Source organism: Bacillus coreaensis, assembly GCF_050586445.1.
In the GTDB taxonomy this organism is placed as follows: Bacteria; Bacillota; Bacilli; order Bacillales; family Cytobacillaceae; genus Robertmurraya_A; species Robertmurraya_A coreaensis.
This window is the reverse complement of sequence record NZ_JBOCCY010000019.1, coordinates 13,637-39,074: the sequence shown is the minus strand read 5'-3', so window position 1 is coordinate 39,074 and position 25,438 is coordinate 13,637. Positions and strand designations below refer to the sequence as shown.

Sequence of the window (25,438 nt, the reverse complement as noted above, 5' to 3'; positions counted from 1 at the left end):
TAGAAAACCTCTAGTTTTCACTAGAGGTATGAATATATTATCTATTTACATAATTTAGTGGATTTACTAAACTACCATTCTTATAAACTTCAAAATGAAGATGAACACCTGTTGAATCTCCAGTTGAACCCATCACTCCAATAGCTGACCCTTTAACCACTGTTTGGCCAACACTTACACTAATCGAAGCTAAATGCGCATAAACGGTACGCATTCCGTTATTATGATCAATAACAATCTTGTTTCCATATCCACCATCAAATCCTGCGGATACGACTGATCCATTGTCTGCAGCTTTAATAGTTCCACTGCTAGGACGTGCAATATCTATACCTTTATGTTGTTTGCCCCATCTAAAGCCCATTTGGCTGGAAACATACCCTCCATTTGCTGGCCATACAAGGGACCCGTCACCACGAGACGGTACAACTTTTGTTCCTTTTCTAACAATATAATTAACAGGTTCTTGAAGGATCTTTTCACTCGTAACCTCTTGAGCTACACGGATTCCATTTTGCTCAGAGACTTTATATGTTACCTCGCGAGCACCTTCTTTCCCCTCTTGTTCTACTTTTGTATCACCTTTATACATAGTTTCATCTTCTATAAATTGGTTAGCAAATGCGATTGTTTCCTTTTTTGCCTCTTCTTTCACTACTACTACTTGAAGAAGGGGTTGTAGGAAGGTTACATTCAATTCTTGCCCAATCTTTAACACACTATCTTCTGTCATATCAGGGTTAATGGACAATAATTGTGCAATTTCCATTCCATGTGCTGAGGCAATTCCACCTAACACATCTCCCTCTTTCACAGAGTATTTCTTTTCTTCTAATGTACCCTTAGTTAAAAAATTAACTGCTTCCTCAACAGTTAGTATTTTATCTGGAGTAACTTTTTCTACATTTTGTGAAACTTCTTTTGTGAATGAAACGTCTAATAGACGAACTTCATTTTCCTTTAGCGTAGGTAATACCACTTCAGGAGTTGCTTTACGAGATTCCAACTCTGTTAGTTGCTCCTGTGTAACATACTTTAGCTTCAAAGTATTTAATACCTGGTCTGCCTCAGCTTCACTTTTTAAGTAAGCTACTACTTTTCCATCAATCACTAAGGCTGAAGCATTTGCTTGAACGGCCAGCTTACTTTGGATGATTTCTACAACTTCTTCGTCATTTGTTTTGGCACTAGAACTAAACACTTGCTCTGAAACATATGTAAGTTGTGAATCAGCTGATAAATCTAAATTTGTATATGTTTGCTTAAACTCTTCTACTTTTTCATCTAAGATTTCTTGAACTACTTCTTTGTCAGAAACAGTACCAACATATTCTTTATTCATATATACATAGTATACCGTGCTTAATTTAGAGCCATTAGCAGATGCCGTACTTACACCAAATGTAAGTGCTCCTAATGCCATTGCTGATATAGCTGCCATTTTTATTGTAGGTTTTAGACTATTAGATGCGTTGATCGTTAGTTCGGAAAGTCTCTTATTGAAAAAACCCATTCTCTAATCCTCCTAGACTAGCGCAACAAAACACTTTTAGTGCTTTTAACTCTTTTTATTTTTACTTTATTGCATAATAAGACTTCTTTACTTTACCATAAATAAACCATAAAGAGTTTACTAGCACCTGATATGTAACACAATTGTATAATTAATGACATTATATTACAAAGGTTAGTCGAATTAGTAGAATGCTTTCTTGACTATGTTTCCTAGCAAAACATTGATATAACAGCTTTTCCAAGAGAAACGCTTTCATTTTTCAGAAAAATCACTGAGGCTACTTTCGACAAAATTCTTGGGAGAAATTTACTTAAATATTACATCTCTGTAACAAAAAAGAGGAATTTGTCATAGGACAAACTCCTCTTTCATAGATGGCTCAGGACGGAATCGAACCGCCGACACAAGGATTTTCAGTCCTTTGCTCTACCGACTGAGCTACTGAGCCAAAATTAATATTATTCCCTAGATATGTATTGCTTCGTCCTTCGTCCCAATTTTTCAAATCGGTACGCTGGATGCTTTTTCTTTGGAGCTTATTCATCGTGCTCTACCAACTGAGCTACTGAGCCATATTTATAAAAATTCCAACCTCTTACTTTTGAAGAGATTGGAATAGTGTGATGACCCCTACGGGATTCGAACCCGTGTTACCGCCGTGAAAGGGCGGTGTCTTAACCGCTTGACCAAGGGGCCATGTGCTATTTCGACATATTCTGACGACGTTTTTTATATTAGCATAATAGCTTTATAGTTTGCAATATGTTTTAATAAAAAAAATTATTTTGTTAAATAAAATATTCGCCACTACTATTAGTGGCGAATATTGACTTAGCTTAATTAGCTTTGTCTCCAAGGATTTAACACAACATTCGTTTGTGTACGATCTGGACCTACAGAGAAAATTGACAATGGAATACCTGTTAACTGTGCAATTCGCTCTAAATAGTGACGAGCATTAGCTGGTAGCTCAGCAAGTGATTTGCAGCCTGTGATGTCTTCCGTCCAGCCTGGCAGCTCTTCAAAGACTGGCTCACATTCAGCTAATGTTTTTAAGCTTGCTGGGAATTCCTCAATTACTTCCCCTTTGTATCGATATGCCACACAGATCTTCAACGTTTCAATCCCTGTTAACACGTCGATGGAATTTAGAGAAAGATCTGTAATTCCACTAACTCTTCTAGCATGTCTTACAACTACGCTATCAAACCAACCAACACGACGCGGACGTCCTGTAGTTGTACCATATTCACGGCCAACCTCACGAATTTGGTGACCAATTTCGTTATCTAATTCCGTTGGGAAAGGACCATCCCCTACACGAGTCGTATAAGCCTTAGATACCCCAACTACATGCTTAATTTTCGTAGGACCTACACCCGATCCGATCGTCACTCCACCAGCAACAGGATTGGAAGATGTAACAAATGGGTATGTACCTTGGTCAATATCCAGCATAACTCCTTGAGCACCTTCAAAAAGAACGCGACGGCCTTCATCAAGTGCATCGTTTAACACGACAGATGTATCACACACATATTGCTTAATTTGTTGACCATACTCATAGTACTCATCCAGAATATCTTCAATTTTAAAGCCTTCTGTTTCATAAATACGCTCAAGCAAACGGTTTTTCTCTTCTAAATTACGTGCCAGCTTTTCTTCAAATACTTCACGGTCAAGTAGGTCAGCAATACGAATTCCGATACGCGCTGCCTTGTCCATATAAGCAGGGCCAATTCCCTTTTTCGTCGTACCAATCTTATTTGCACCCTTGCTCTCTTCTTCAACTTCATCAAGACGCAAATGGTAAGGTAAAATGACATGTGCACGGTTGCTCACGCGAAGATTATCTGTTGTTACACCTTTATCATGTAGGTAAGCAAGCTCTTTTACTAATGCTTTTGGATCAACAACCATTCCATTTCCAATCACACAAGCCTTATCACTATAGAAAATCCCAGAAGGAATTAAATGAAGCTTATACGTTTCTCCACCGAACTTAATCGTATGACCGGCATTATTTCCTCCTTGGTAACGAGCGATCACTTCTGCATTTTCTGATAAAAAGTCTGTGATCTTACCTTTTCCCTCGTCTCCCCACTGTGTTCCAACTACAACTACTGATGACATATAACAGCACCTCCAAAGGTAACTTAACATTTTTTCGTACAAAATCAAACAAGATTAGTTTACCAATGTGAACCACTAAAAGTCAATAAAACCCGAACGTTTTTTGTAAGATTAATATTTTTTGTTCGTAATTAATTCGTTTTTCATAGAAAAAAAGACTAACCAGTCAGCTAGTCTTTTTTTCTTCTAATCTATTAAGCTCCAGGTGGAACTCCATTATCATCAAAACGCCGCTCCAAATTAACAAACTTATTATATTCTTTCACAAAAGCTAATGATACGGTTCCAGTCGGACCATTACGTTGCTTCGCAATAATAATTTCGATAATGTTCTTACTTTCCGATTCACGATCATAATAATCATCACGATATAAAAAGGCAATTACGTCGGCATCCTGCTCGATACTTCCTGATTCACGGATATCTGACATCATTGGACGCTTATCTTGACGCTGTTCTACTCCACGGGAAAGCTGTGATAAGGCAATCACAGGTACTTTCAATTCACGAGCAAGAGCCTTTAAGGAACGAGAGATTTCTGATACTTCTTGCTGACGGTTCTCGCCAGAACGACCACTTCCTAGAATTAACTGCAAGTAGTCAATTAGAATCATTCCTAGGCCATGTTCCTGCTTTAAACGGCGACATTTTGAACGAATATCTGTAATTCTTACCCCTGGGGTATCATCAATAAAGATTCCAGCATTCGATAAGCTTCCCATAGCCATCGTCAGTTTACCCCAGTCCTCATCGGTTAAAGAACCCGTTCTAAGCCTTTGTGCATCAATATTTCCTTCTGCACAAAGCAAACGCATTACAAGCTGTTCAGCACCCATCTCGAGACTAAAAATAGCAATATTTTCACCGGTTCTTGATGCGACGTTTTGCGCAATATTTAAGGCAAAGGCTGTTTTACCAACGGATGGACGTGCTCCTACAATGATTAAATCATTCCGTTGAAACCCTGCTGTCATACGGTCGAGCTCTGAAAACCCTGTTGCTAACCCTGTTACTTCACCCGCGCGGTTATTCATGACTTCAATATTGTCATATGTTCGGACTAACACGTCCTTTATATTATGAAAAGCACCGGCATTTTTTCGCCCGGATACTTCTAAAATACTTTTCTCTGCTTCTCCTAACAACACTTCAACTTCGTCTTCTCGTGTGTATCCATCCGTTGCAATCGTTGTTGCTGTACGGATCAATCGTCGAAGCAAAGATTTTTCTTCAACGATCTTAGCATAGTACTCTATATTTGCAGCTGTCGGAACCGAACCAGCTAATTCACTTAAATAACTTACTCCACCCGTATCTTCAAGGAGTTTCGCAGCTGAAAGTTCTTCTGTCACTGTTATTAAATCGACGGCTTTTCCTTTGTCGCTCAGCTGTAACATCATTTGGAAAATTCTCTGATGTGCCGCTCGGTAAAAATCATCAGGAATTAATATTTCCGATGCCATTGTAAGAGAAGATGGTTCTAAAAATATCGCACCTAAAACCGCCTGCTCAGCCTCTATATTTTGAGGAGGGAGACGGTCAGCATATAAATCATTCATTTATAGTAACCTCCCTTTACTTTCTTAGAGGATATGATGAAAACTAGAAAAAATGTGACCAGAAAAACGGGCCACATTTTGTTAGCTACTCTATTTTATCATGAATATACCGAAATGGAACTTCCAAATTTAGTTTAATTCTTTTACGTGTACACTTAATGTAGCTTGAACTTCGGTATGAAGTTTTACTGGTACTTTTGTATACCCTAAAGCACGGATCGCATCTTCTAGTTCAATTTTACGTTTATCAATTTTGATACTATGCTTTTTTTGAAGCTCTTCTGCGATTTGCTTACTAGTGATCGAACCAAAAAGTCGTCCACCTTCGCCTGCTTTTGCACTCAATTCTACTGTGATTTTTTCAATCGTTTCTTTTAGTTTTTTTGCTTCAGCAAGCTCTTCTGCAGCTAGCTTCTCTTGCTTTTTTTTCTGTCCCTCAAGGGTACTAACATTTGTTGAATTCGCTTCTACTGCAAGTCCTTGTTTAATCAAGAAGTTTTGCGCGTACCCATCGGCAACATTTTTAACTTCGCCTTTTTTTCCTTTTCCTTTAACATCCTTCAAAAAGATCACTTTCATACTTTCTTTCTCCCTTCCATATACTCATGAATGGCCGTTTGCAGTCTTTCTTCCGCTTCCTCAATCGTTACATCAGTCAGCTGTGTTGCTGCATTTGTTAAATGGCCACCACCATCGAGATTCTCCATAATAATTTGGACGTTAACGTCACCCAACGACCTGGCACTAATGCCAACCGTTTGATCCGACCGCTTCGAAATAACAAATGAAGCTTGAATTCCGTCCATCGTCAACAGGGTATCTGCCGTTTGTGCAATTAAAATTTGATCAATAATTTGCGTGTTATTTCCTTTTGCAATGGCGACCCCTTTTTTGAAAAAGTAAACCGTTTCAATCAATTTAGCACGTTTTAAGAATGAATCAACATCTTCTTTCAAAAACTTCTGAACAAGAACCGTATCTGCCCCTTGTCCTCTTAAATAGGAAGCAGCATCAAAGGTTCTAGCTCCTGTACGAAGCGTAAAGCTTTTTGTATCAACAATAATACCAGCTAAAAGTGCTGTTGCTTCAAGCATATCAATCTTTCCACGTTTTGGCTGATATTCTAATAACTCAGTAACGAGTTCTGCTGTTGAGGACGCATAGGGCTCCATATAAACGAGTAGTGGACTTTGAATGAACTCTTCTCCTCGTCTATGATGGTCAATAACCACAACATGGTCGATTTTTGATAATAAACGCTCTTCAATAACTAATGAAGGTTTATGTGTATCAACAACCACTAACAGGGTGTCCTCCGTTGCAAGCTCTAGTGCCTGCTCTGGTGTAACAAATTTTTCAAACAATGATTCGTGTTTTTTGATCTCTTCTAATAACCTTTGAACACCTGTATCAATATCATTTGGATTTAAGACGATATAAGCATCACGTTCATTCATTTGAGCAACTTTTTGTATACCTATTGAAGCTCCAATAGCGTCCATATCCGGACTTTTATGCCCCATAATGATGACCTTATCGCTTTCTGATACAAGCTCCTTAAGAGCATGAGAAATGACTCTAGCACGTACTCTTGTCCGTTTTTCAACTGGATTCGTCTTTCCACCAAAAAACTTAACCTTACCATTTGTTAACTTAATGGCCACCTGGTCACCACCACGACCTAGCGCTAAATCAAGACTAGATTGTGCTAGTGAGCCCAATTCTGGTAGTGACGATACACCAGAACCTACTCCAATGCTCAAGGTCAACGGGACGTTTTGCTTTGAAGTCGTTTCTCTCACGTCATCAAGAACAGAAAACTTCCCTTTTTCGAGCAGCTGTAGGATATTTTCATTGAATACAGCAATGAATCGTTCAGAAGTAATTCTTTTTAGAAAGACGCCATTTTCTTGTGCCCACTTATTTAAAATGGATGTAACAAGATTATTCAAACTACTTCTTGTCTGATCTTCCATCCCTTGGGTTAATTCATCATAATTATCTAAGAAAATAATTGCAATGACAGTTCGTTCATCTTCATATAACTTTTCAATTTCTGTTTGTTCAGTTACGTCAAAGAAGTACAGTAGTCTTTCCTCAGGACGGTGAATGACTTTAAATTTTCGATCATGAATCGTGATAATTTCTGTTTCAACATCTTGCTTAATTAAAGGAATAAGTGATTCGCCTACATCATAGAGTGACCTACCAACAAGTGAATCCTCTTCAAAGCATGAAGCTAAGAACGGGTTCGTCCACTCAATATAGTAGTCATCATTAATTAACATAATACCAATTGGCATTTCCATGAGCGCTTCCTCGCCCACTTTTTTTACTCGATAGGACAATGTAGTTATGTATTCTTCCATTTCTTTTCTTTGTTTTCTTTCAAGCTGAAAGATATAGAAAAAGGGAAGGAATGCTACTATTAATCCGATTAAGCCTAGTAACCAATTGTACACAGCAATTAATCCGAGAAGCACCACTGTTATGGCAATTAATGCGTAGATGGGGTAGCGAATCGATCGCTTTTCTAGATAAGAAGGCATAATTTCAGCTCCCACACAGTAGTGTATTTTATTGATTCTTAAACCTCTTTCTTAAATCAAAGCCTAAATCAATTATACCTAATATCCGTACAATATAAAGTAATTGTGGAAATAACAAGACTCCAATTGTGAACATTATCGGTACTGCTCTAGGAAACTTCTTTACATGACTAAAGTAATAAATGAAAGCCAATCCTTGTAAAACCATCAACCATTGCAGCAAAAAGGCGATATTTACAATGGCCATAAATGCAAAACTTCCCTCTTCAGGGTTAAAAATCATCGAAGCAATAATGGAAAATAAATAGATCCATAAAATACTTTTTGGCAACTGAAGATAACGAAAAGGCTTCCAAGTAGAAATCTCAACTTGAAAACGTTTGGCAATAGGAAAACTAACTAATTGAATAAAGAAGACGGCAAGAAAGGCAGCCATTACAAACAAAGTTGGTTTTAAATATCTCCCTGCATCTATTCCAGCAAGTAATTCTTCCATCTGCTTTTCATTCGGAGTTTGTCCTAATGAATCCATGATTGAAAGGGATGATTCTATGGAAGCTTTGGTTGCTGCTATCGTTTCATCTATAAAGTCGATTTGAAAAAAAGCGACTGAAATAGCATAGGTCAACACGACGGTTAATAGAAAGGCTATGGAGCCACCAAAGTAAATCGCTTCCCTACTTTTCTTCTCTCTTATAAAGTCCCCCATCACTAAGCCTGTTAGACCAAAGGTAATAGCTACTGGGATGGCAAATACTGTTCCCACAATTAGTGATAGTAAAATGGAAGCAACAAAAAACACTAGCATACTTTTGCGATCATTTTTATACGCAAAAAGAATAAAAGGTAATCCCAAGAACAAGTTGGTTACCATCCCTAAAAGGGGCATATACGTTGTTAACAAAAGAAGAGCTGCATAAATAGCTAGTAGCAAAGCTCCTGTTGTTAACTGTCGAACATTATTCAATCTCTCACCTCATTTAATTGCATCACTTCTATTTTATCTAGTTCTAGAGACGGATTCAACTCATAGAGATTCGTTACCAAAACGAAGTATAAAAAAAGACACCACTAAGGGTGTCTTTTTCCGTTCATTATTCACCAGTAACGTATGGTAGTAATGCCATAGTACGTGAACGCTTGATAGCAACTGTTAATTTACGTTGGTATTTAGCGTTTGTACCTGTTACACGACGAGGTAAGATTTTACCACGTTCTGAGATGAATTTCTTAAGAAGATCTACATCTTTGTAATCGATATGAGTGATTCCGTTTGCTGTAAAGAAGCAAACTTTACGACGCTTCGCGCGTCCACCTCTACGTCCTCCGCCCATTGCCATGAGTATTTCCCTCCTTTAATAAAAGTTATCGTAAGTTCAAGGATTTAGAATGGTAAATCATCATCAGAAATGTCGATTTGACCACCATCATTTGCAAATGGATCTTCATCCATTCTTGTAAAACCTTGGTTATTATTATTGTTGTTTCTATATGGTTGATTCTGATTGTTATTCCCGTATGGTGAAGCTTCTCTTTGCCCTCCGAAGCCTCCTGCGTTTCCGCTAGGAGCAGAACCACCAGAAGCACCTCTTGGCTCCAAGAATTGAACACTTTCAGCTAATACTTCAGTGACATATACTCGCTTACCATCTTGTCCATCATAGCTGCGTGTTTGAACACGACCATCTACGCCAGCAAGACTACCTTTTTTCAAGAAGTTTGCTACGTTTTCTGCAGGTTTACGCCAAATCACACAGTTGATGAAATCTGCTTCTCTTTCTCCTTGCTGATTCGTAAAAGTACGATTGACCGCAAGTGTAAAAGTAGCCACAGGAACCCCATTTGGTGTATAGCGTAATTCAGGATCTTTCGTCAACCGACCGACTAGAACAACACGATTCATCATCAGAATCAACCCCCTTTCTTCTACGTCTAATGTTTCACGTGAAACATCAAGATTAGAAGTGCTTATCTATTCTTATTTTTCGTCTTTAGTAACCATGTGGCGGATAATATCTTCGCTGATTTTAGCTAAGCGAGAGAATTCTTCCACTGCAGCTGCATTAGAGTTAACTTTTACAAGTTGGTAGTAGCCATCACGGAAATCATTGATTTCGTATGCAAGACGACGCTTACCCCACTCTTTTGATTCAGTAAGTTCCGCACCATTATCAGTTAAGATTGTGTTAAAACGCTCTACTAAGGCTTTTTTAGCCTCATCTTCAATGTTTGGGCGGATGATGTACATAATTTCGTACGCTCTCATCACGTTCACCTCCTTTTGGTCTAAACGGCCCAATTGGGCAAGGAGCAATATTCATTACTCACAAGAAGAGATTATATCACAGTAAGTAGCGAAACACAAGATTAGATTAAAGTCTTCGTTTTTAAGGTTATGCATTCTTTTTTAAAGTAACTAATCTCTGCTTAATCGTTCGTTTACACTCATTGATTAAATCGTCAAAAATTCCTTCCCAAGTTTGCTTTAGTGCATATTCTCTTGCATTTTTACCCATGATGAGCCTGCTTACTTTATTAGTGAGTAATTGTTCCGTTTGCTTAATAAAATCTTGATAATCACCCGCTCTACATATCTTTCCTGTTTCATTATGCTCTACAATTCCACTTACTCCTCCACGATTAGAGACAATTGCAGGAGTTCCGCTAGCAAGTGCCTCTAGTACAACGTTCCCAAATGTTTCTGTTTGAGATGGAAATACGAGTAAATCACTAGCTGCATAACAAGAAGCCAGCTCATTCCCACTTAAATACCCCGTCATTGTTATATTTGTGCTCTCGTTCAAAAGACTAGATATTTCCCCAAAACTAGGGCCATCCCCTACAATCAACCAATGGACGCTTTCTTTCCACTTTTTCGAGAAATATTCAATGATCTTTTGTAATGTTAATAGGTCTTTTTCTGGAGCAAGTCTTCCTACATAAAGCAGAATGTAAGGAGCTCTTATATTATATTGTTCCCTAATATTGACGGTTTGGTTAGATGGATGAAAAAGTGAGCAGTCTACCCCTCTCGACCATATAGATAAGTTAGTGAAGCCTTTTGTTTGTAGATGCGTTAACGTCTCCTTGGAGGGAACAAAAATTCGTTCTGAGGAAGAGTAAAACCACTTTAAATATCTCCACAGAATAGGGGATATCCAACTAAGCTTGTAATAATCAAGATACTGATCAAAATGTGTGTGATAAGAGGAAATGATAGGAATATGCAATTTTTTTGCTGCATGGGAACCTAGTACTCCCATCGTTAATGGCGTAGCCACGTGGATTAAGTCTGGAGAAAATGCTTCTACCCGTTCAAGGATAGTATTCGGTAGAGCCAATGCTGTTCGACATTCTGGATAGATAAAAAAGGGAATACTCATAAATTGATGAACATAGGGGTACGTATTACTCCCCTCTAACTCAGGTGCAAATATCTCTACGGTATGCCCTTTTTGTAGAAGGTAATCAGAGTATCTTTTCAATGACTTTGCTACACCGTTTACTTGCGGAAAAAATGTATCAGTAAAAATAGCTATTCTCACACTGATCCCCCCTAGAAAAATAAATGACAAAATCCCATTGCTGTGAACGTACCTAGTAACGAACCTGCTAATACATCCGTTGGATAGTGGACGCCTAGTATTACACGAGAAAGTGCAACCATAATTGCAATAGGAAACAAAAAAGGAGCTAAAAATGGATCAAATAAGATAAATGGTGTTACAACTGAGAATATTGCTGTAGAATGGCCAGACGGAAAGGAGGGATCCTTTAATGTTGGTCCATGTATAGTAACCTGCAAAGTAGATAAGTGAGGTCTAAGTCGTCGAAATTGTCTCTTTGCTAAAAAGACAAACAAATGGCTTAAGGTCAAAGAAAAGTAAACGACGATAACTACTTCTCTAAGCTCTAACGGACCAAACACCCAGACGAGTAAAGGTATTCCTATTGAGCAAAGAGCACCACCTAGATGAGTAATCCACCTAAAGATTTGAATTAATAATGACGGCTGCTTGTTTAATAAGTAGAAAATGATTTCATCAGATTTTACAATCCAATCCATTGTTCGCTTCACTTAAACACCCACCTTTCTAATGCTTTCAGTTTAAGTCGAAAACATTGAAATCAGGTTGATTTACTGTTAAGAAAACGTAAAAAACCACCTTGATTTCACAAGGTGGTTTTCATTTTATACATTAAAGCGGAAATGGATGATGTCTCCGTCTTTTACTTCGTATTCTTTTCCTTCTAATCGAACTTTACCAGCTTCCTTAGCAGCAGCCATGGTACCGCCAGCTAGTAAATCTTCATAAGCAACGGTTTCTGCACGAATGAACCCTCGCTCAAAGTCAGAGTGAATAACTCCTGCACATTGAGGTGCCTTCATGCCTTTACGGAATGTCCATGCACGCACTTCTTGAACACCTGCCGTAAAGTATGTTGCTAATCCTAGTAAATGATAAGCTGCACGAATCAGTTGATCAAGACCTGATTCCTCAATACCCAGCTCAGAAAGAAACATTTCCTTTTCTTCGCCTTCAAGCTCAGCAATTTCTTCTTCAATCTTTGCACAAACGACAATGACTTGTGCATTGTCCTGTTCAGCAAACTCTCTTACTTTTTGTACATATTCATTTGATGACGGGTCAGCGACATCTTCTTCCCCTACGTTAGCCACATAAAGGACCGGTTTAATCGTTAACAAGTGAAGTTGTTTTACTACTTTCATTTGTTCGTCAGTAAACTCGACTGTACGAGCAGGCTTGTCTGCTTCAAATGCTTCCTTAAGCATTTCAAGAATTTCTGCTTCAAATACAGCATCCTTATCTTTTTGTTTCGCCATTTTTCCAACACGAGCAAGTCTTTTTTCTACTGATTCAAGATCAGCTAAAATCAACTCAAGATTTATCGTTTCAATATCATCAATAGGATCTACCTTACCAGAGACGTGAGTAATATTATCATCAGCAAAGCAACGTACAACCTGACAAATAGCGTCCACTTCACGAATATGAGAAAGAAACTTGTTTCCTAAACCTTCCCCTTTACTCGCACCCTTTACAATCCCTGCAATGTCAGTAAACTCAAATGTTGTAGGTACCGTTTTTTTCGGTTGAACAAGTTCTGTTAATTTTTGTAGTCTTTCATCTGGAACTTCTACAATTCCTACGTTCGGATCGATTGTACAGAAAGGATAGTTCGCAGATTCTGCTCCTGCTTGTGTAATCGCGTTAAATAATGTAGATTTCCCTACGTTTGGCAAACCTACGATTCCTGCTGTTAGTGCCATCCAAGTCACTCCTCATTTATATATTCGCACCAAAATTCGTCGATACAACTATATCTATTTGTTTCATTTTTTCTATTTTTTAAAGCCTTTAGCCTTAAACAATTATAGAGATATGATAGCAAAAAAACAAGAACAAGAAGAATCCGCCTAAATGGCAGTTTCACCTTGTTCTACTTTTCTAATATTTACTAAGCAATCATACAAAGTACTGCCCAGTCCGTTATCCGATTCCTCACTTGGGGTTAAGAGGTTGACTGATCCACCATACTTCTTCCAAATGCCCTCATCTATATTAATAGTATTTGGGTGTGCATTAGTAAGGATTTGAACATAGCCTTTTACCGTTCCACGTTCATTCCATACTTCTACATAATCATCTTCTGCTAAATTAAGCTCCTCGGCAATATTTACCGATAGTTCAACTCGAAGCTTTGGTTGTTGAGCAAATAAATGATAGTGTTGAGAATGGTTGGAGCGCATCGGATGGATAGTTAAAAGCTGATATGGGTATTTCTGAGCTAACTCAGGAGTTGTGATGGTCGATTCATTAGGTAAAGATAAAGACAAACGTCCATCTCCCCCCTGTTGGATCGCTCGGTTAGAAAGAAATTCATATTTGCCACTTGGTGTTTTAAAATGAAAATCACTCCATGGAACTTCATCTATTGGAAGTTCCACATGATCATTCTCTTTAAATGTTTGAAGCGTAATTCCTTTACCCTCTAAATGTTGAATGGCCATTGTCATCCAGTCATCTCTAGAGTAGTTGAAATCCTCACCAAAACCAAGTCGATTCGCTAATTCTGTCCAAATCCATAAATCTGATTTTGCTTCTCCTGGTGCCTCAACAAGCTTTGGACCATAGTTAGCATAATGATGATACATGGAAGAATAATAAATGTCTTCTTCTTCAAATGCTGTTGTTGTCGGAAGAATAAAATCAGCCATTTCTGCTGTATCTGTCATGAATGAATCAATCACCACTAACGTATCAACAGAAGAAAAAGCTTGAATCATCTCATTTGTATTAGGCACTTGTGCAATTGGATTTCCACAAGTTACAATAATCATTTCAATTGTTGGGTTCACTGCTTCTAATATCCCTTTTGCCTGCTTCATCATGGTAAAATTTCGAGCCTCTTTCCGCCGCTCCGATAATGTTAATTCACCAAACTGAAAGCTCTGTCCTACCTGCTTATTCGCATAGTTTGCTCCACCGCCACGAATTCCAATGTTTCCACTTATAGCAACTAGGGCATCAATGAGTCGAATGGTATTTCCCCCATTCCCATAACGCTGCATTCCTAACCCAAAATACGTGGATGTTGGACCATCTCCATATAAATACGCAAGCTCTGTTATGACATCTATCGATACTTCCGTGATTCTACTAATCTCTTCAAGAGAAACAGATTGAATTAATTCCTTAACATGAGTAAATCCAACTGTATATTTTTCAATAAAGTCTACGTCAGCCAGTTTTAATCGTAAGAGCTCTTTCATTATACCTACCGCTAGAATTCCATCTGTCCCTGGTTTAACTGTAATATGTTTATGCGCTATCTTCGCAGTTGCATTATATAACGGATCTATTACGTAAAGTTTGGATCCGTTACGTTTTGCTTCTTGTAGAACAGAGTAGAAGTGCATATTCGTTCGAGCTACATTTCTGCCCCATATCACGATATTTTTACTATTCAGCACATCTCCAGGAGCATGACTGTATGCATCGCCAAAATCCCAGTTTTGTGCTTCAATTCCTGAACCCCAGCATAGTGAGCCTGTTAACTCTGTTACACCACCATAACTATTAAAGAAACGCTGATCGAGATTTTTTAATAAACCTCCATTGGCATAATCATGGCTATGCAAAATAGAAGTGGTTCCCTTATTTTCCTTTAACCAGGACATCTTTTCAGCTATTTCATCTAGTGCCTGGGTCCATGAAATTCTATGAAACTCGCCATTTATCTTTTTTAAAGGATAGAGAATTCGTTCAGCAGAATTGGTTCGTGCTTCAAGCATCCGACCTCTTCCACAGATTTTCCCTTTTGTAATCGGGTGGGTTTCATCTCCTTCCACCCGAATTACCCTTCCATCCTCGACTGTTACTTTAAATCCACAGCTATCCCAACAATTTAACGGACATGCAGAAGTATACGTACTCGCCATACTCATCCCCCTACTTCTCTAGCTCTCCGCTCTTTCTAATACTTTTTTTATCTTACGTGAGAATTCCTTTCTTGGAATTAACACACTATGGTCACATCCGATACATTTGATACGGATATCCATCCCTAAACGTATGATCTTCCAACGATTGGCTCCACATGGGTGGGGCTTTTTCATTTCAACCACGTCATTCAAGTTAAATTCCTTTTGCTCCAATGCTCTCACTCCTATTCATTTCCCAATGCCTTCTTAGGGGTAACCTCATCTTGACGAGAGTACATGACAAGGCGTGGATAAGGGATTTCAATACCATTTTTATCTAAACAGGCTTTTAGTTCCTTACGTAAGGCACGAGCCACTATAAAATGCTTCATTGGCAAAGTTTCCGCCACTATTCGCAATACAACATCGGATGCAGCTAAATTTTGAATTCCTAGTATTTCAGGTGGTTTAACCATTTCCTCGTATTTTTCTGGCAAACCAGCTAATAATTCTGTAATTACTTGTTCAGCTCTTGAAATATCTCCTTCATATGAAAGACTTATATCAACAACTGCCATACTATTATACAAGGAGAAGTTTGTTACTTCTGTAATATTCCCATTTGGTAAAATATGAAGTTCCCCTGTCCATGTCTTAATCTTTGTTGTTCTTAAACCAATCTCTTCAACTGTTCCCTCAAATTGTCCTATTCGAACAAAGTCACCCACAGAAAATTGGTCTTCAAAAATAATAAAGAACCCCGTGATAATATCACGAACAAGATTTTGAGCTCCAAAACCAACGGCAAGCCCAACGATCCCAGCTCCTGCTAGCATTGCACTTACATCTATCGTTAATGTTGATAATATCATCATAAAGGCTATAAAGTACACTACATATGTTAGGACGTTCTGAAGCAATTTTAGTAATGTTGCTTCCCTTCGCTCCGATACGCGTAAGGGTGAACGAGTTCGGACTTTAAAAACATTTTCAATCATCACTTTTCCAACCTTTATGAAAATTCCTGAAAGGATAAAGATTGCTATGATTTTCAGTGCTCCTTCTCCTAAAGAAAGCCATAAATCTTCGTTCATCGCTTTTTCTTTTAAATCATTTATTATTTTCTCCCAGTACTTCATCGAATCACCTCATCATATATTGTTGGAGATTTTACTTATTTTATCAATTTCTATACTCCCTTTGTAGTATAAAGGGTTTCCTCCTTCAAATTACCTATAATTTTACTACCAAAGAGTTCCCAAGACCTGTCTAGTAAAATAGAAAGTCTCCTTCCAACTACCCCTTTTCCAAATTACATAAACAGTACGTATACAATTCGTTTTTCTTCCGTATACTGTTACTACAATTTACGAAGGAGTGGACCCAGTGAACTTGAAATCTAGCTTTTTTGATAAGAAAGAAGACAATGGTGCAAGGATTTCCTACGAGGATCAACGTGCTTCTCACAAACTAGCAATTGAACTAGTATCCATTCTACCAGTAGCTACCATTGAACGTCCGATTGTATTTGTTTGTATTGGAACTGATCGTTCTACAGGGGATTCATTGGGACCACTCGTCGGCACACTTCTTGAAGAAAAAAGAATGAACTCCTTTTACGTTTATGGAACCCTCGAGAACCCTATTCATGCAGTGAACTTAGTTGAAAAGCTTGAGGAAATTAAAGCGAAACATTTTAACCCTATCATTATTGCGATTGATGCTTGCTTAGGTCGTCTAAAAAGTGTTGGTTTTATTCAACTAGCTGATGGTCCTGTTAAGCCAGGAGCTGGAGTAAATAAAGAACTTCCATCTGTAGGTGATTACCATATAACTGGAATCGTTAATGTGAGTGGATTTATGGAATATTTCGTCCTACAAAACACAAGATTGAACTTAGTTTTAAAAATGGCTAAAGTCATTGCGAACGGAATTTATCAAGCAAGTGTTACTTATCAACCTATTACTAAATGGAAAAACATTGGAAATCACACAACAAAAGACGCAATTAGTGGTAGAGAATAAAAAGAAGAGGCCCTTACTAGTAGGCCTCTTTTGTTATCCTAGTATAGTTTTTGTTAATGACATAATAGTTACTATTACGGCAACGACTAAAATACCTGGAAGCATATTGGCCACACGTATTTTCGTGATTCCGGTAATATTTAATCCAATGGCAAGAATCATAATTCCACCAGTAGCTGTCATTTCAGCTATAAAGCTAGTCATAAGTGCATCTGGTACCAAACGATCAATTTGGGTAGCAAAAGCAGCTATAGCTCCTTGATAGAGCATGACCGGAATAGCAGAAAAAATAACACCGATTCCAAGTGTGGTCGTCAAAATTAGTGCAGTAAATCCATCGATAATGGATTTTGTATATAATACATCATGGTCACCCCTAATACCGCTATCGAGTGCACCAATAATAGCCATAGCACCTATTACGAAAATAAGCGTTGCCGTTACAAACCCTTCTGCAATGCTACCTTGCTGGGAACCCCCTACCTTCCTCTCCAGCCATGCACCTAGAGCATTCAACTTCCCGTCTAAGTCTAGCAATTCTCCAAGCACTGAGCCAAAGACAAGACTAATGATGACAATGAGGAAATTTTCACTTTTGAAACCCATTTGAAGTCCGAGGACAACCACAGCAAGACCAATACTAAACATAACAGTTGTTTTCATCGCTTCCGGAATCCTATGAAGAAGCTTCCCTAACAATGCCCCTACCACGATCAATAAACCATTTACAAGAGTACCTAATAAAAACATCCTATTCACCTATTATAATTATTTCGTTTCTCGAAAAAACATGCTATCAATATAGCATAAAACTCACAAAAAAAACCATCCCATTTGATGGTTTTTACACTTTCTATTCCTGATTATTATTTAATAACTCGAGAATTCTTTCTAAATCATCTTTTGAGAAAAATTCTATTTCAATTTTCCCTTTATTTTTTGATTCTTTAATATTTACCGTTGTGCCAAACCTCTCACGCAAAAATCCTTCGCGTTCTTTAATAAAAACATTTTTCTCTGGCTTTGGCTTCTTTGTTTCACGTGGAACATTTTCATTCAACTGTTGAATAAGTTGTTCTAACTGGCGAACATTCAAGCCTTCTTTCATCGTTTTTTCAGCAATAAGAGGTAACTTTTCTTTTTTTCTAAGTCCAAGTAAGGCGCGGCCATGTCCCATAGAAATCTTTCCATCTGAGATCAGCTGTTGGATTTTTGGTGGCAGTGTTAATAAACGAACAAGATTGGCAATATGCGGCCGACTCTTCCCAAGTCTTTTAGCCAACTGCTCCTGTGTTAAAGAGAGCTTTTCCATTAAAAGCTGATAGGCTGCTGCTTCTTCAATTGGTGTCAAATCTTCCCTTTGTAAGTTCTCAAGTACGGCAAGTTCCATCATTTGTTGTTCAGTTAATTCTCGAATGACAACAGGTACTTTTTCGAGCCCCGCTTCTTTTGCTGCTCGAAATCGTCTTTCACCAACAACAATATCATAGCCCTTTATACTTTTTCTAACGATTATAGGCTGTAAAATTCCATGCTCAATAATGGATTGCTTTAGCTCTTCAATTGCCTCTTGGGTAAAAATCTTCCTCGGCTGATAAGGATTAGGTCGTATTTCTTTCAAACTAACATCCGTAATTGATTCCTGTTTGTTTGGCTCATCTATGTTTGCAAAGAACGCGTTCAACCCTTTTCCGAGTCCTTTAGCCATGTGAAACCACTTCCTTTGCCAAATCTAAATAGACTTCTGCACCTCTAGATTTTGGATCGTAAATGATAATCGGCTCCCCATGACTCGGTGCTTCACTTAAGCGGATATTTCGGGGAATAATCGTTTTGTATACTTTATCTTGAAAATACTTTTTTACTTCTTCAATAACCTGAAGTCCAAGATTTGTTCTGGCATCTAGCATCGTGAGCAGAACACCTTCGATTTTTAAATCTTGGTTTAGATGCTTCTGAACGAGTCGTACCGTATTTAGAAGTTGACTTAACCCCTCCAGTGCATAAAATTCACACTGAACTGGAATAAGAACAGCATCTGAGGCTGTTAACGCATTTAAGGTTAATAAGCCTAATGATGGTGGACAGTCGATAATGACATAATCGTACGATCCCTTTACTTCTTCAAGAGCCCTTTTTAATCTCACTTCTCTTGATATGGTTGGAACAAGTTCAATTTCTGCACCTGCTAACTGAATCGTAGCGGGGATAGCATATAGGTTTTCAACGGATGTAGGCATGATAACTTCCTTTGCCTCAACGTCATCAACTAATACATCATATATACATTGCTCCACGTCAGCTTTTTCAATACCAACACCACTTGTGGCATTTCCTTGTGGATCAACATCGACTAGCAATACTTTTTTCCCTATATATGCTAAGCAGGCACCTAGGTTTACAGAAGTTGTTGTTTTACCAACTCCTCCTTTTTGATTCGCAATGGCAATAACTTTCCCCAATGGTGTCACCTACCTTTATCTTCAATAATAACATTTACATTTTAAAACTTTAAAAAAACAATCACGTATTCTATTCTATCATGAAAAAGATACGAGAATCATATTTTTTATTTCCCTAGGATGTTAATTGAAAAAAATAACAAAAAAAGTATCGAGACCATAATCTCTCGATATCTTTTTATTTTACTTTGAATTGTGTAGTTGATTTCCACTCCAGGCGCTTGCTTTCCGGGGGGCATTAGCCAAGCCTCCTCGGAGCAAGCTCCTGCGGGGTCTCGCCTGTAATGCTAATCCCCCAGGAGTCAAGCGCCTTCCGCTCCAATCAACTAGTGTATCGAATAAGTAAAGGTAAATCTACCTACATTTATTTAAAAAGAAAAGACTGCAGACAAACTCAACGTGTATGAGTCGTCTACAGTCTGAGAGAAGCTCAACAAAGCTTCTCTTAATCTATTGTTTCTTTTTAGGAATTTTAATTGTTATTTGGTAGAAATCATCGAACTCTTCCTCTTCAGAGTTTAAGTTGATGCCACTATCTGAAACCATGGACAGAGATTGACGGATGGTATTAACAGCAATTCTTACATCTTTGCTAAAAGCCTTCCGCTTCGGTTTTGGCTTTTCAGACGTTTCTGCTAAAAGCTTGGACACTCGATCTTCTGTTTGTTTCACATTTAAGTTTTTCTCGATAACTTCTTCTAATAATTTTATTTGCTTCTCTGCATCTTTCAAAGGAATAAGAGATCGCGCATGTCTTTCGGTTATTGATTTATTTAATAATGCTTCTTGTACTTCTTTCGGCAGCTTTAATAGGCGAAGTTTATTCGCTACGGTCGATTGCCCCTTCCCTAACCTTTGCGCAAGAGCTTCTTGAGTTAAATTGTGTAATTCCAATAGTTTCCCGTAGGCTATAGCCTCTTCAATTGGTGAAAGTTCTTCTCTTTGAAGGTTTTCTATTAATGCGACAGAAGCCGTTTCTGTATCATTCATATTTTTCACTATGGCAGGGACTTCATCCCAGCCAAGCTTTTTCATCGCTCTCCATCTTCGCTCGCCAGCGATGATTTCAAACGTACCTTCTTCAAATTCTCTTACAACAATTGGCTGGATGATTCCGTGTATGTGAATCGTCCGTGAGAGTTCTTCAATTTTGTCCTCATCAAATACCGTCCTTGGTTGGAAGCGATTCGGTACAATTGAATCGATTGGTATTTTTTTTATCTCTTCATGATCTGCTTCGGTTAATACTTCAACCTGTTCTTCCGTCTCTTCAGCTTGTCCCTCTTTTTCGCCTAGGCCAAAAAAGCGTGTGAAAGTCTGCTTCATCACCCTGCACCACCTTTACGAAACTCCCTATTAATGTATTCTATAAAAAAAATCAAGTTCCTGCCCAAACATGCAATGATTGATTATTTTATCCTACATACTTATTAAAATTATGCCATAAAATGAGCTAAAATGTAACTCTATTCGATTGGTGCTTTATTCGGAGTCCCAGGTTTTCTAGGATATTTTTTTGGTGTTGTTTTTACCTTTTCTACAATAATAATATTTCTCTCACTTTCCTCGACAGGAAGTAAGAATGAATGAGTTTCTTTTAAGGATCCTCCGAGTGTGACAATTGCTTTTTTCCCAATTTCTAACTCATCTTTTGCATGAGCAGCCTTCATGGCCACAAAGCTTCCACCTACCCTCACAAGCGGCAAGCAAAGCTCACTTAATACAGATAATCGTGCTACCGCTCGAGCTGTAACCAAATCATATTGTTCTCTGTATTCCTTCTTTTGACCAAAAGTCTCTGCTCGGTCATGAATGAAGGTTACTCCATCAAGTTGTAATTCCTTTGCAAGGTTCTCTAAAAATGTAATTCGTTTGTTTAAAGAATCTACAATGGTTACCTGTAGATGAGGGAATGCAATTTTTATTGGGATGCTAGGGAATCCTGCTCCTGCTCCCACATCACAAAGGCTTAACGGTTTTGAAAAATCATAATAAAACGCTGCAGACACACTATCATAAAAATGTTTTAAATAGACATCCTCTTTCTCAGTAATAGCCGTCAGATTCATCTTTTCATTCCACTCAACTAATAAGTGAAAATATTGTTCATATTGCTTAACCTGTTGAGGAGAAAGTTCAATCCCCTTCTCCTCTAACATTTTAATAAATAACTCTGTATTCATGCGATACCTTCTTCCTCACACCGGAAAAATTTTTCTTTATGCATCATTTGAAACACGTGCTATTTTTCCTTGTTCCAAATAAACAAGTAAGATGGAGATATCTGCAGGGTTTACTCCTGAAATCCTTGATGCTTGAGCGATGGATAATGGGCGCACCTGCTTCATTTTTTGCCTTGCTTCTGTCGCCAGCCCAGATATGGCATCATAGTCGATATTATCAGGAATCTTTTTATTCTCCATTTTCTTCAGACGGTCCACTTGTTGTAAAGACTTCTCAATATACCCTTCGTATTTCACTTGGATTTCTACCTGTTCTTTAATATCAAAATCCAAGTCCTTCTCAGATGGAACAATGGCTTCAATATGTTGGTACGTCATCTCTGGTCGTTTTAGTAGATCCGAAGCCCGGATACCATCCTTTAACTCACTTCCACCCTGAGCTTTGATGAGTTCTTGGACTTCAGGCTTAGGTTTAATGATGATTCCTTCTAAACGTTCCTTTTCCGCTTCTATGGCTGCTTTTTTTGTTAAGAAGCGCTCATAGCGTTCTTCAGAAATAAGTCCCACTTTACGACCAGTTTCTGTTAAACGTAAATCGGCATTATCGTGACGTAACAACAATCGATATTCCGCACGGGAAGTAAGTAATCGGTACGGCTCATTCGTTCCTTTAGTTACAAGGTCATCGATCAATACCCCTATATAAGCTTCCGAACGGCTAAGAATGACTTCTTCTTCGCCTAATGCTTTTCGACCCGCGTTCATACCAGCCATTAAACCTTGCCCTGCGGCTTCCTCGTAACCAGAAGTACCATTAATTTGACCTGCTGTATAAAGGTTCTGAATCACTTTCGTTTCAAGTGTTGGCCATAGCTGTGTCGGCACAATTGCATCATATTCTATTGCGTATCCTGGTCTCATCATTTGAACATTTTCAAGACCTGGAATGGTCTTTAAAATTTGATGTTGAACTTCCTCAGGTAAGCTCGTTGATAATCCTTGAACGTATACCTCTTGTGTATTTCGTCCCTCTGGCTCTAAGAAAATTTGGTGTCTTGGCTTATCGTTGAAACGAACTACCTTATCTTCTATGGAAGGACAGTATCTTGGACCTGTCCCTTTGATCATGCCTGAATACATAGGAGAACGGTGCAAATTATTATCAATTAATTGGTGAGTCTGTTCGCTCGTGTATGTTAACCAGCAAGGCAGTTGGTCTGTAATAAACTTGGTTGTTTCATAAGAAAAGGCTCTAGGCTCCTCATCACCTGGTTGAATTTCCGTTTTGCTGTAATCAATGGTATGACTATTCACACGTGGAGGAGTTCCTGTTTTAAACCGAACAAGATCAAAACCTAGCTCTTCGAGGTGTTCAGAAAGCCTGATGGATGGCTGCTGATTATTGGGACCACTTGAGTACTTTAACTCACCAAGAATGATTTCACCACGAAGGAAGGTACCAGTAGTAATAACAACCGTTTTTGCTTCATAGGTAGCACCGGTCTTTGTAATGACTCCTTTACAAACTCCGTCCTCAACAATTAGACGCTCTACCATTCCTTGAACTAATGTAAGATTTTTTTCGTTTTCTAATGTTTTTTTCATTTCATGCTGATAACTAAATTTATCCGCTTGTGCACGTAATGCACGTACAGCTGGTCCCTTACCTGTATTCAGCATTCTCATTTGAATATGCGTTTTATCGATGTTTTTCCCCATTTCTCCACCAAGAGCATCAATTTCGCGCACAACAATTCCTTTTGCTGGTCCACCAACAGAAGGATTACATGGCATAAAAGCCACCATATCTAAATTAATGGTAATCATTAATGTTTTTGCACCTTGACGTGCAGCTGCCAAACCTGCTTCACAGCCGGCATGTCCCGCTCCAATGACGATCACGTCATAATTTCCAGCACTATATTGCATCATGCTGCCTCCTTGTATCTATAAAAAAATTATTTACCTAAACAGAACTGCGAGAATAACTGGTCAATTAAGCTTTCATGAATGGACTCTCCAATAATCTCCCCTAATAGCTCCCAAGTTCTTGTAAAATCAATCTGCACAATATCAATTGGCACTCCACTTTCCACACCTGAAATCGCTTCTTCTATGGTATGTAACGCCTGGTGTAGAAGAGCGATATGACGACTATTAGATACATACGTGATATCACCAGACTCAATCGATCCAGAGAAGAAAAGAGCAGCAATCGCCTCTTCTAAATCATCGACGCCTCGATCTTCAAGCAATGAGGTCGTTACAAGTGGACCTTTCCCTGTCAGTTCTTTAACTTTCTCCATATCAATCTTTTGAGGAAGATCTGTTTTATTAATAATGACGATAACATCCATTCCTTCAACAGCCTTAAACAGGTTTTCATCTTCCTTTGTTAAATCATCCGAATAGTTCAGAACTAGTAAAATAAGATCTGCTTCTTTTAGCACTTGTCGTGATTTTTCCACGCCAATTCTTTCTACGATATCTTCTGTCTCACGAATACCCGCTGTATCTAATAAGCGAAGCGGCACTCCTCGAACATTAACATATTCTTCGATGACGTCACGAGTCGTTCCAGGAATATCCGTAACAATTGCTTTATTTTCCTGAACTAAACTATTTAGTAAGGAGGATTTCCCAACGTTAGGTCTTCCAACAATCACCGTTGATAAGCCCTCACGTAAAATCTTTCCTTGTTGAGACGTTTCAAGTAACTTTTTCATTTCTACTCGAACGAGGTTTGCTTTTTCTAAAAGCATGTTGTGAGTCATTTCTTCCACATCATCATACTCTGGATAGTCAATATTCACTTCAACATGAGCCAAGGTTTCAAGAATCTCCTGCCTCAATCTTTGAATAAGCTTGGATAATCGTCCTTCCATTTGCCCAAGTGCTACGTTCATGGCACGATCCGTTTTGGCACGAATCAAATCCATCACTGCTTCCGCTTGTGATAAATCAATTCTTCCGTTTAAAAAGGCACGTTTTGTGAATTCACCTGGTTCTGCCAATCTTGCTCCAAATCGTAATACCAATTGCAGGACACGGTTTACCGACACAACCCCACCATGGCAATTGATTTCTACTACATCTTCTTTTGTAAATGTATGTGGTCCTTTCATCACAGATACCATTACCTCTTCAGCAACCTCACCTGTTTTTGGATCCAGTAAGTGACCGTAATGGATGGTATGTGTTTGTACATCTATCAAACGTTTATTTCTTTTTCCTCTAAATAGCTTATCGGCAATTTGGATTGCTTCGTCTCCACTAAGACGAACAATCGCAATCGCTCCTTCACCAAGCGGAGTCGATATCGCCGCAATTGTATCAAATTCCATTGCCTTCACCTCTTCCCACTAAGGGACTGTATATTCCTTATCTTCATCTATGTCACGAAACTTTACTCATTAAAAGCATCTTTTCCCAAATTATTAGAATAGCACAGTCATTTCTAATAAAAAAGATTTATCCACAAATAAAAAAGCGCATTATGTTCTATCATAACTTATCCACATGTGAATAACAAGAAAAGCGGAGCCGACTGTTCTGACCCGACAA

At 38.4% G+C, this 25,438-nt stretch carries 23 protein-coding genes and 2 tRNA genes; 1 reads left to right on the top strand and 24 read right to left on the bottom strand.

Annotated elements, in window-relative coordinates; all coding sequences use genetic code 11:
* Positions 1-37 precede the first annotated feature (37 nt).
* The 17 genes from ACQ5H4_RS20300 to ACQ5H4_RS20220 form a co-directional block, all read right to left on the bottom strand.
* Positions 38-1,513: a peptidoglycan DD-metalloendopeptidase family protein gene (locus ACQ5H4_RS20300; RefSeq protein ID WP_430776784.1), complete on the bottom strand. Its 1,476-nt coding sequence runs from the start codon at positions 1,511-1,513 to the stop codon at positions 38-40.
* A gap of 378 nt (positions 1,514-1,891) precedes the next feature.
* Positions 1,892-1,964 (bottom strand) — tRNA-Phe (locus tag ACQ5H4_RS20295).
* A gap of 176 nt (positions 1,965-2,140) precedes the next feature.
* A tRNA-Glu gene (locus ACQ5H4_RS20290) sits at positions 2,141-2,212 on the bottom strand.
* A gap of 144 nt (positions 2,213-2,356) precedes the next feature.
* The gene (locus ACQ5H4_RS20285; protein ID WP_251522989.1) at positions 2,357-3,649 is read right to left on the bottom strand and encodes an adenylosuccinate synthase; all 1,293 of its coding nucleotides are present in this window, start codon (positions 3,647-3,649) and stop codon (positions 2,357-2,359) included.
* A 194-nt stretch (positions 3,650-3,843) separates the two neighbouring features.
* The gene (dnaB, locus tag ACQ5H4_RS20280; RefSeq protein WP_430776783.1) at positions 3,844-5,208 is read right to left on the bottom strand and encodes a replicative DNA helicase; all 1,365 of its coding nucleotides are present in this window, start codon (positions 5,206-5,208) and stop codon (positions 3,844-3,846) included.
* A 129-nt stretch (positions 5,209-5,337) separates the two neighbouring features.
* The gene (rplI, locus tag ACQ5H4_RS20275) at positions 5,338-5,787 is read right to left on the bottom strand and encodes a 50S ribosomal protein L9 (RefSeq protein WP_430776782.1); all 450 of its coding nucleotides are present in this window, start codon (positions 5,785-5,787) and stop codon (positions 5,338-5,340) included.
* Positions 5,784-7,757, bottom strand: coding sequence for a DHH family phosphoesterase (locus ACQ5H4_RS20270; protein WP_430776781.1), 1,974 nt, complete (start codon positions 7,755-7,757; stop codon positions 5,784-5,786). The genes rplI and ACQ5H4_RS20270 overlap by 4 nt, the downstream gene beginning before the upstream one ends.
* 28 nt (positions 7,758-7,785) lie before the next feature.
* The gene (locus tag ACQ5H4_RS20265; RefSeq protein WP_430776780.1) at positions 7,786-8,724 is read right to left on the bottom strand and encodes a YybS family protein; all 939 of its coding nucleotides are present in this window, start codon (positions 8,722-8,724) and stop codon (positions 7,786-7,788) included.
* Positions 8,725-8,851: 127 nt separating this feature from the next.
* Positions 8,852-9,091, bottom strand: coding sequence for a 30S ribosomal protein S18 (gene rpsR, locus ACQ5H4_RS20260; protein WP_066059822.1), 240 nt, complete (start codon positions 9,089-9,091; stop codon positions 8,852-8,854).
* 50 nt (positions 9,092-9,141) lie between these two features.
* The gene (ssb, locus tag ACQ5H4_RS20255; RefSeq protein ID WP_430776779.1) at positions 9,142-9,663 is read right to left on the bottom strand and encodes a single-stranded DNA-binding protein; all 522 of its coding nucleotides are present in this window, start codon (positions 9,661-9,663) and stop codon (positions 9,142-9,144) included.
* A gap of 72 nt (positions 9,664-9,735) precedes the next feature.
* Positions 9,736-10,023 (bottom strand): 30S ribosomal protein S6, encoded by a 288-nt coding sequence (gene rpsF / locus ACQ5H4_RS20250; RefSeq protein WP_430776778.1) that lies wholly within the window; start codon positions 10,021-10,023, stop codon positions 9,736-9,738.
* A gap of 127 nt (positions 10,024-10,150) precedes the next feature.
* Positions 10,151-11,302 carry a glycosyltransferase family 4 protein gene (locus ACQ5H4_RS20245; protein ID WP_430776777.1) on the bottom strand — a complete coding sequence of 384 codons (1,152 nt, stop codon included), beginning with the start codon at positions 11,300-11,302 and terminating at the stop codon, positions 10,151-10,153.
* An 11-nt stretch (positions 11,303-11,313) separates the two neighbouring features.
* Positions 11,314-11,835: a phosphatase PAP2 family protein gene (locus tag ACQ5H4_RS20240; RefSeq protein ID WP_430776776.1), complete on the bottom strand. Its 522-nt coding sequence runs from the start codon at positions 11,833-11,835 to the stop codon at positions 11,314-11,316.
* 114 nt (positions 11,836-11,949) lie between these two features.
* Complete coding sequence (gene ychF, locus ACQ5H4_RS20235; RefSeq protein WP_430776775.1) at positions 11,950-13,050, bottom strand: redox-regulated ATPase YchF; 1,101 nt, start codon at positions 13,048-13,050, stop codon at positions 11,950-11,952.
* 147 nt (positions 13,051-13,197) lie between these two features.
* Positions 13,198-15,222, bottom strand: a complete 2,025-nt coding sequence (locus ACQ5H4_RS20230; protein WP_430776774.1) for a molybdopterin-dependent oxidoreductase — start codon at positions 15,220-15,222, stop codon at positions 13,198-13,200.
* Between the two features lie 18 nt (positions 15,223-15,240).
* On the bottom strand, positions 15,241-15,438 hold the full coding sequence (locus ACQ5H4_RS20225; RefSeq protein WP_430776773.1) for a DUF951 domain-containing protein: 198 nt from the start codon (positions 15,436-15,438) through the stop codon (positions 15,241-15,243).
* An 11-nt stretch (positions 15,439-15,449) separates the two neighbouring features.
* A complete protein-coding gene (locus ACQ5H4_RS20220; RefSeq protein ID WP_430776772.1) occupies positions 15,450-16,343 on the bottom strand; it encodes a mechanosensitive ion channel family protein in 894 nt (297 codons plus the stop codon).
* A gap of 247 nt (positions 16,344-16,590) precedes the next feature.
* On the opposite strand from ACQ5H4_RS20220, the gene yyaC reads away from it, so the two are divergent.
* A complete protein-coding gene (gene yyaC / locus ACQ5H4_RS20215; RefSeq protein ID WP_430776771.1) occupies positions 16,591-17,229 on the top strand; it encodes a spore protease YyaC in 639 nt (212 codons plus the stop codon).
* A gap of 33 nt (positions 17,230-17,262) precedes the next feature.
* On the opposite strand, the gene ACQ5H4_RS20210 is transcribed toward yyaC, so the two are convergent.
* The 7 genes from ACQ5H4_RS20210 to mnmE form a co-directional block, all read right to left on the bottom strand.
* A complete protein-coding gene (locus ACQ5H4_RS20210; RefSeq protein WP_430776770.1) occupies positions 17,263-17,979 on the bottom strand; it encodes a DUF554 domain-containing protein in 717 nt (238 codons plus the stop codon).
* Between the two features lie 103 nt (positions 17,980-18,082).
* Positions 18,083-18,937, bottom strand: a complete 855-nt coding sequence (locus ACQ5H4_RS20205) for a ParB/RepB/Spo0J family partition protein (RefSeq protein WP_430776769.1) — start codon at positions 18,935-18,937, stop codon at positions 18,083-18,085.
* Positions 18,930-19,691, bottom strand: coding sequence for a ParA family protein (locus tag ACQ5H4_RS20200; RefSeq protein WP_119710426.1), 762 nt, complete (start codon positions 19,689-19,691; stop codon positions 18,930-18,932). The genes ACQ5H4_RS20205 and ACQ5H4_RS20200 overlap by 8 nt, the downstream gene beginning before the upstream one ends.
* A gap of 450 nt (positions 19,692-20,141) precedes the next feature.
* Entirely contained in the window at positions 20,142-21,017 is an 876-nt protein-coding gene (gene noc, locus ACQ5H4_RS20195) for a nucleoid occlusion protein (protein WP_430776768.1), read from the bottom strand.
* A gap of 140 nt (positions 21,018-21,157) precedes the next feature.
* Positions 21,158-21,874 (bottom strand): 16S rRNA (guanine(527)-N(7))-methyltransferase RsmG, encoded by a 717-nt coding sequence (rsmG, locus tag ACQ5H4_RS20190; protein WP_430776767.1) that lies wholly within the window; start codon positions 21,872-21,874, stop codon positions 21,158-21,160.
* 36 nt (positions 21,875-21,910) lie between these two features.
* Positions 21,911-23,803, bottom strand: coding sequence for a tRNA uridine-5-carboxymethylaminomethyl(34) synthesis enzyme MnmG (gene mnmG, locus ACQ5H4_RS20185; protein ID WP_430776766.1), 1,893 nt, complete (start codon positions 23,801-23,803; stop codon positions 21,911-21,913).
* Positions 23,804-23,832: 29 nt separating this feature from the next.
* Positions 23,833-25,218 carry a tRNA uridine-5-carboxymethylaminomethyl(34) synthesis GTPase MnmE gene (gene mnmE, locus ACQ5H4_RS20180; protein WP_430776765.1) on the bottom strand — a complete coding sequence of 462 codons (1,386 nt, stop codon included), beginning with the start codon at positions 25,216-25,218 and terminating at the stop codon, positions 23,833-23,835.
* Positions 25,219-25,438: the final 220 nt, after the last annotated feature.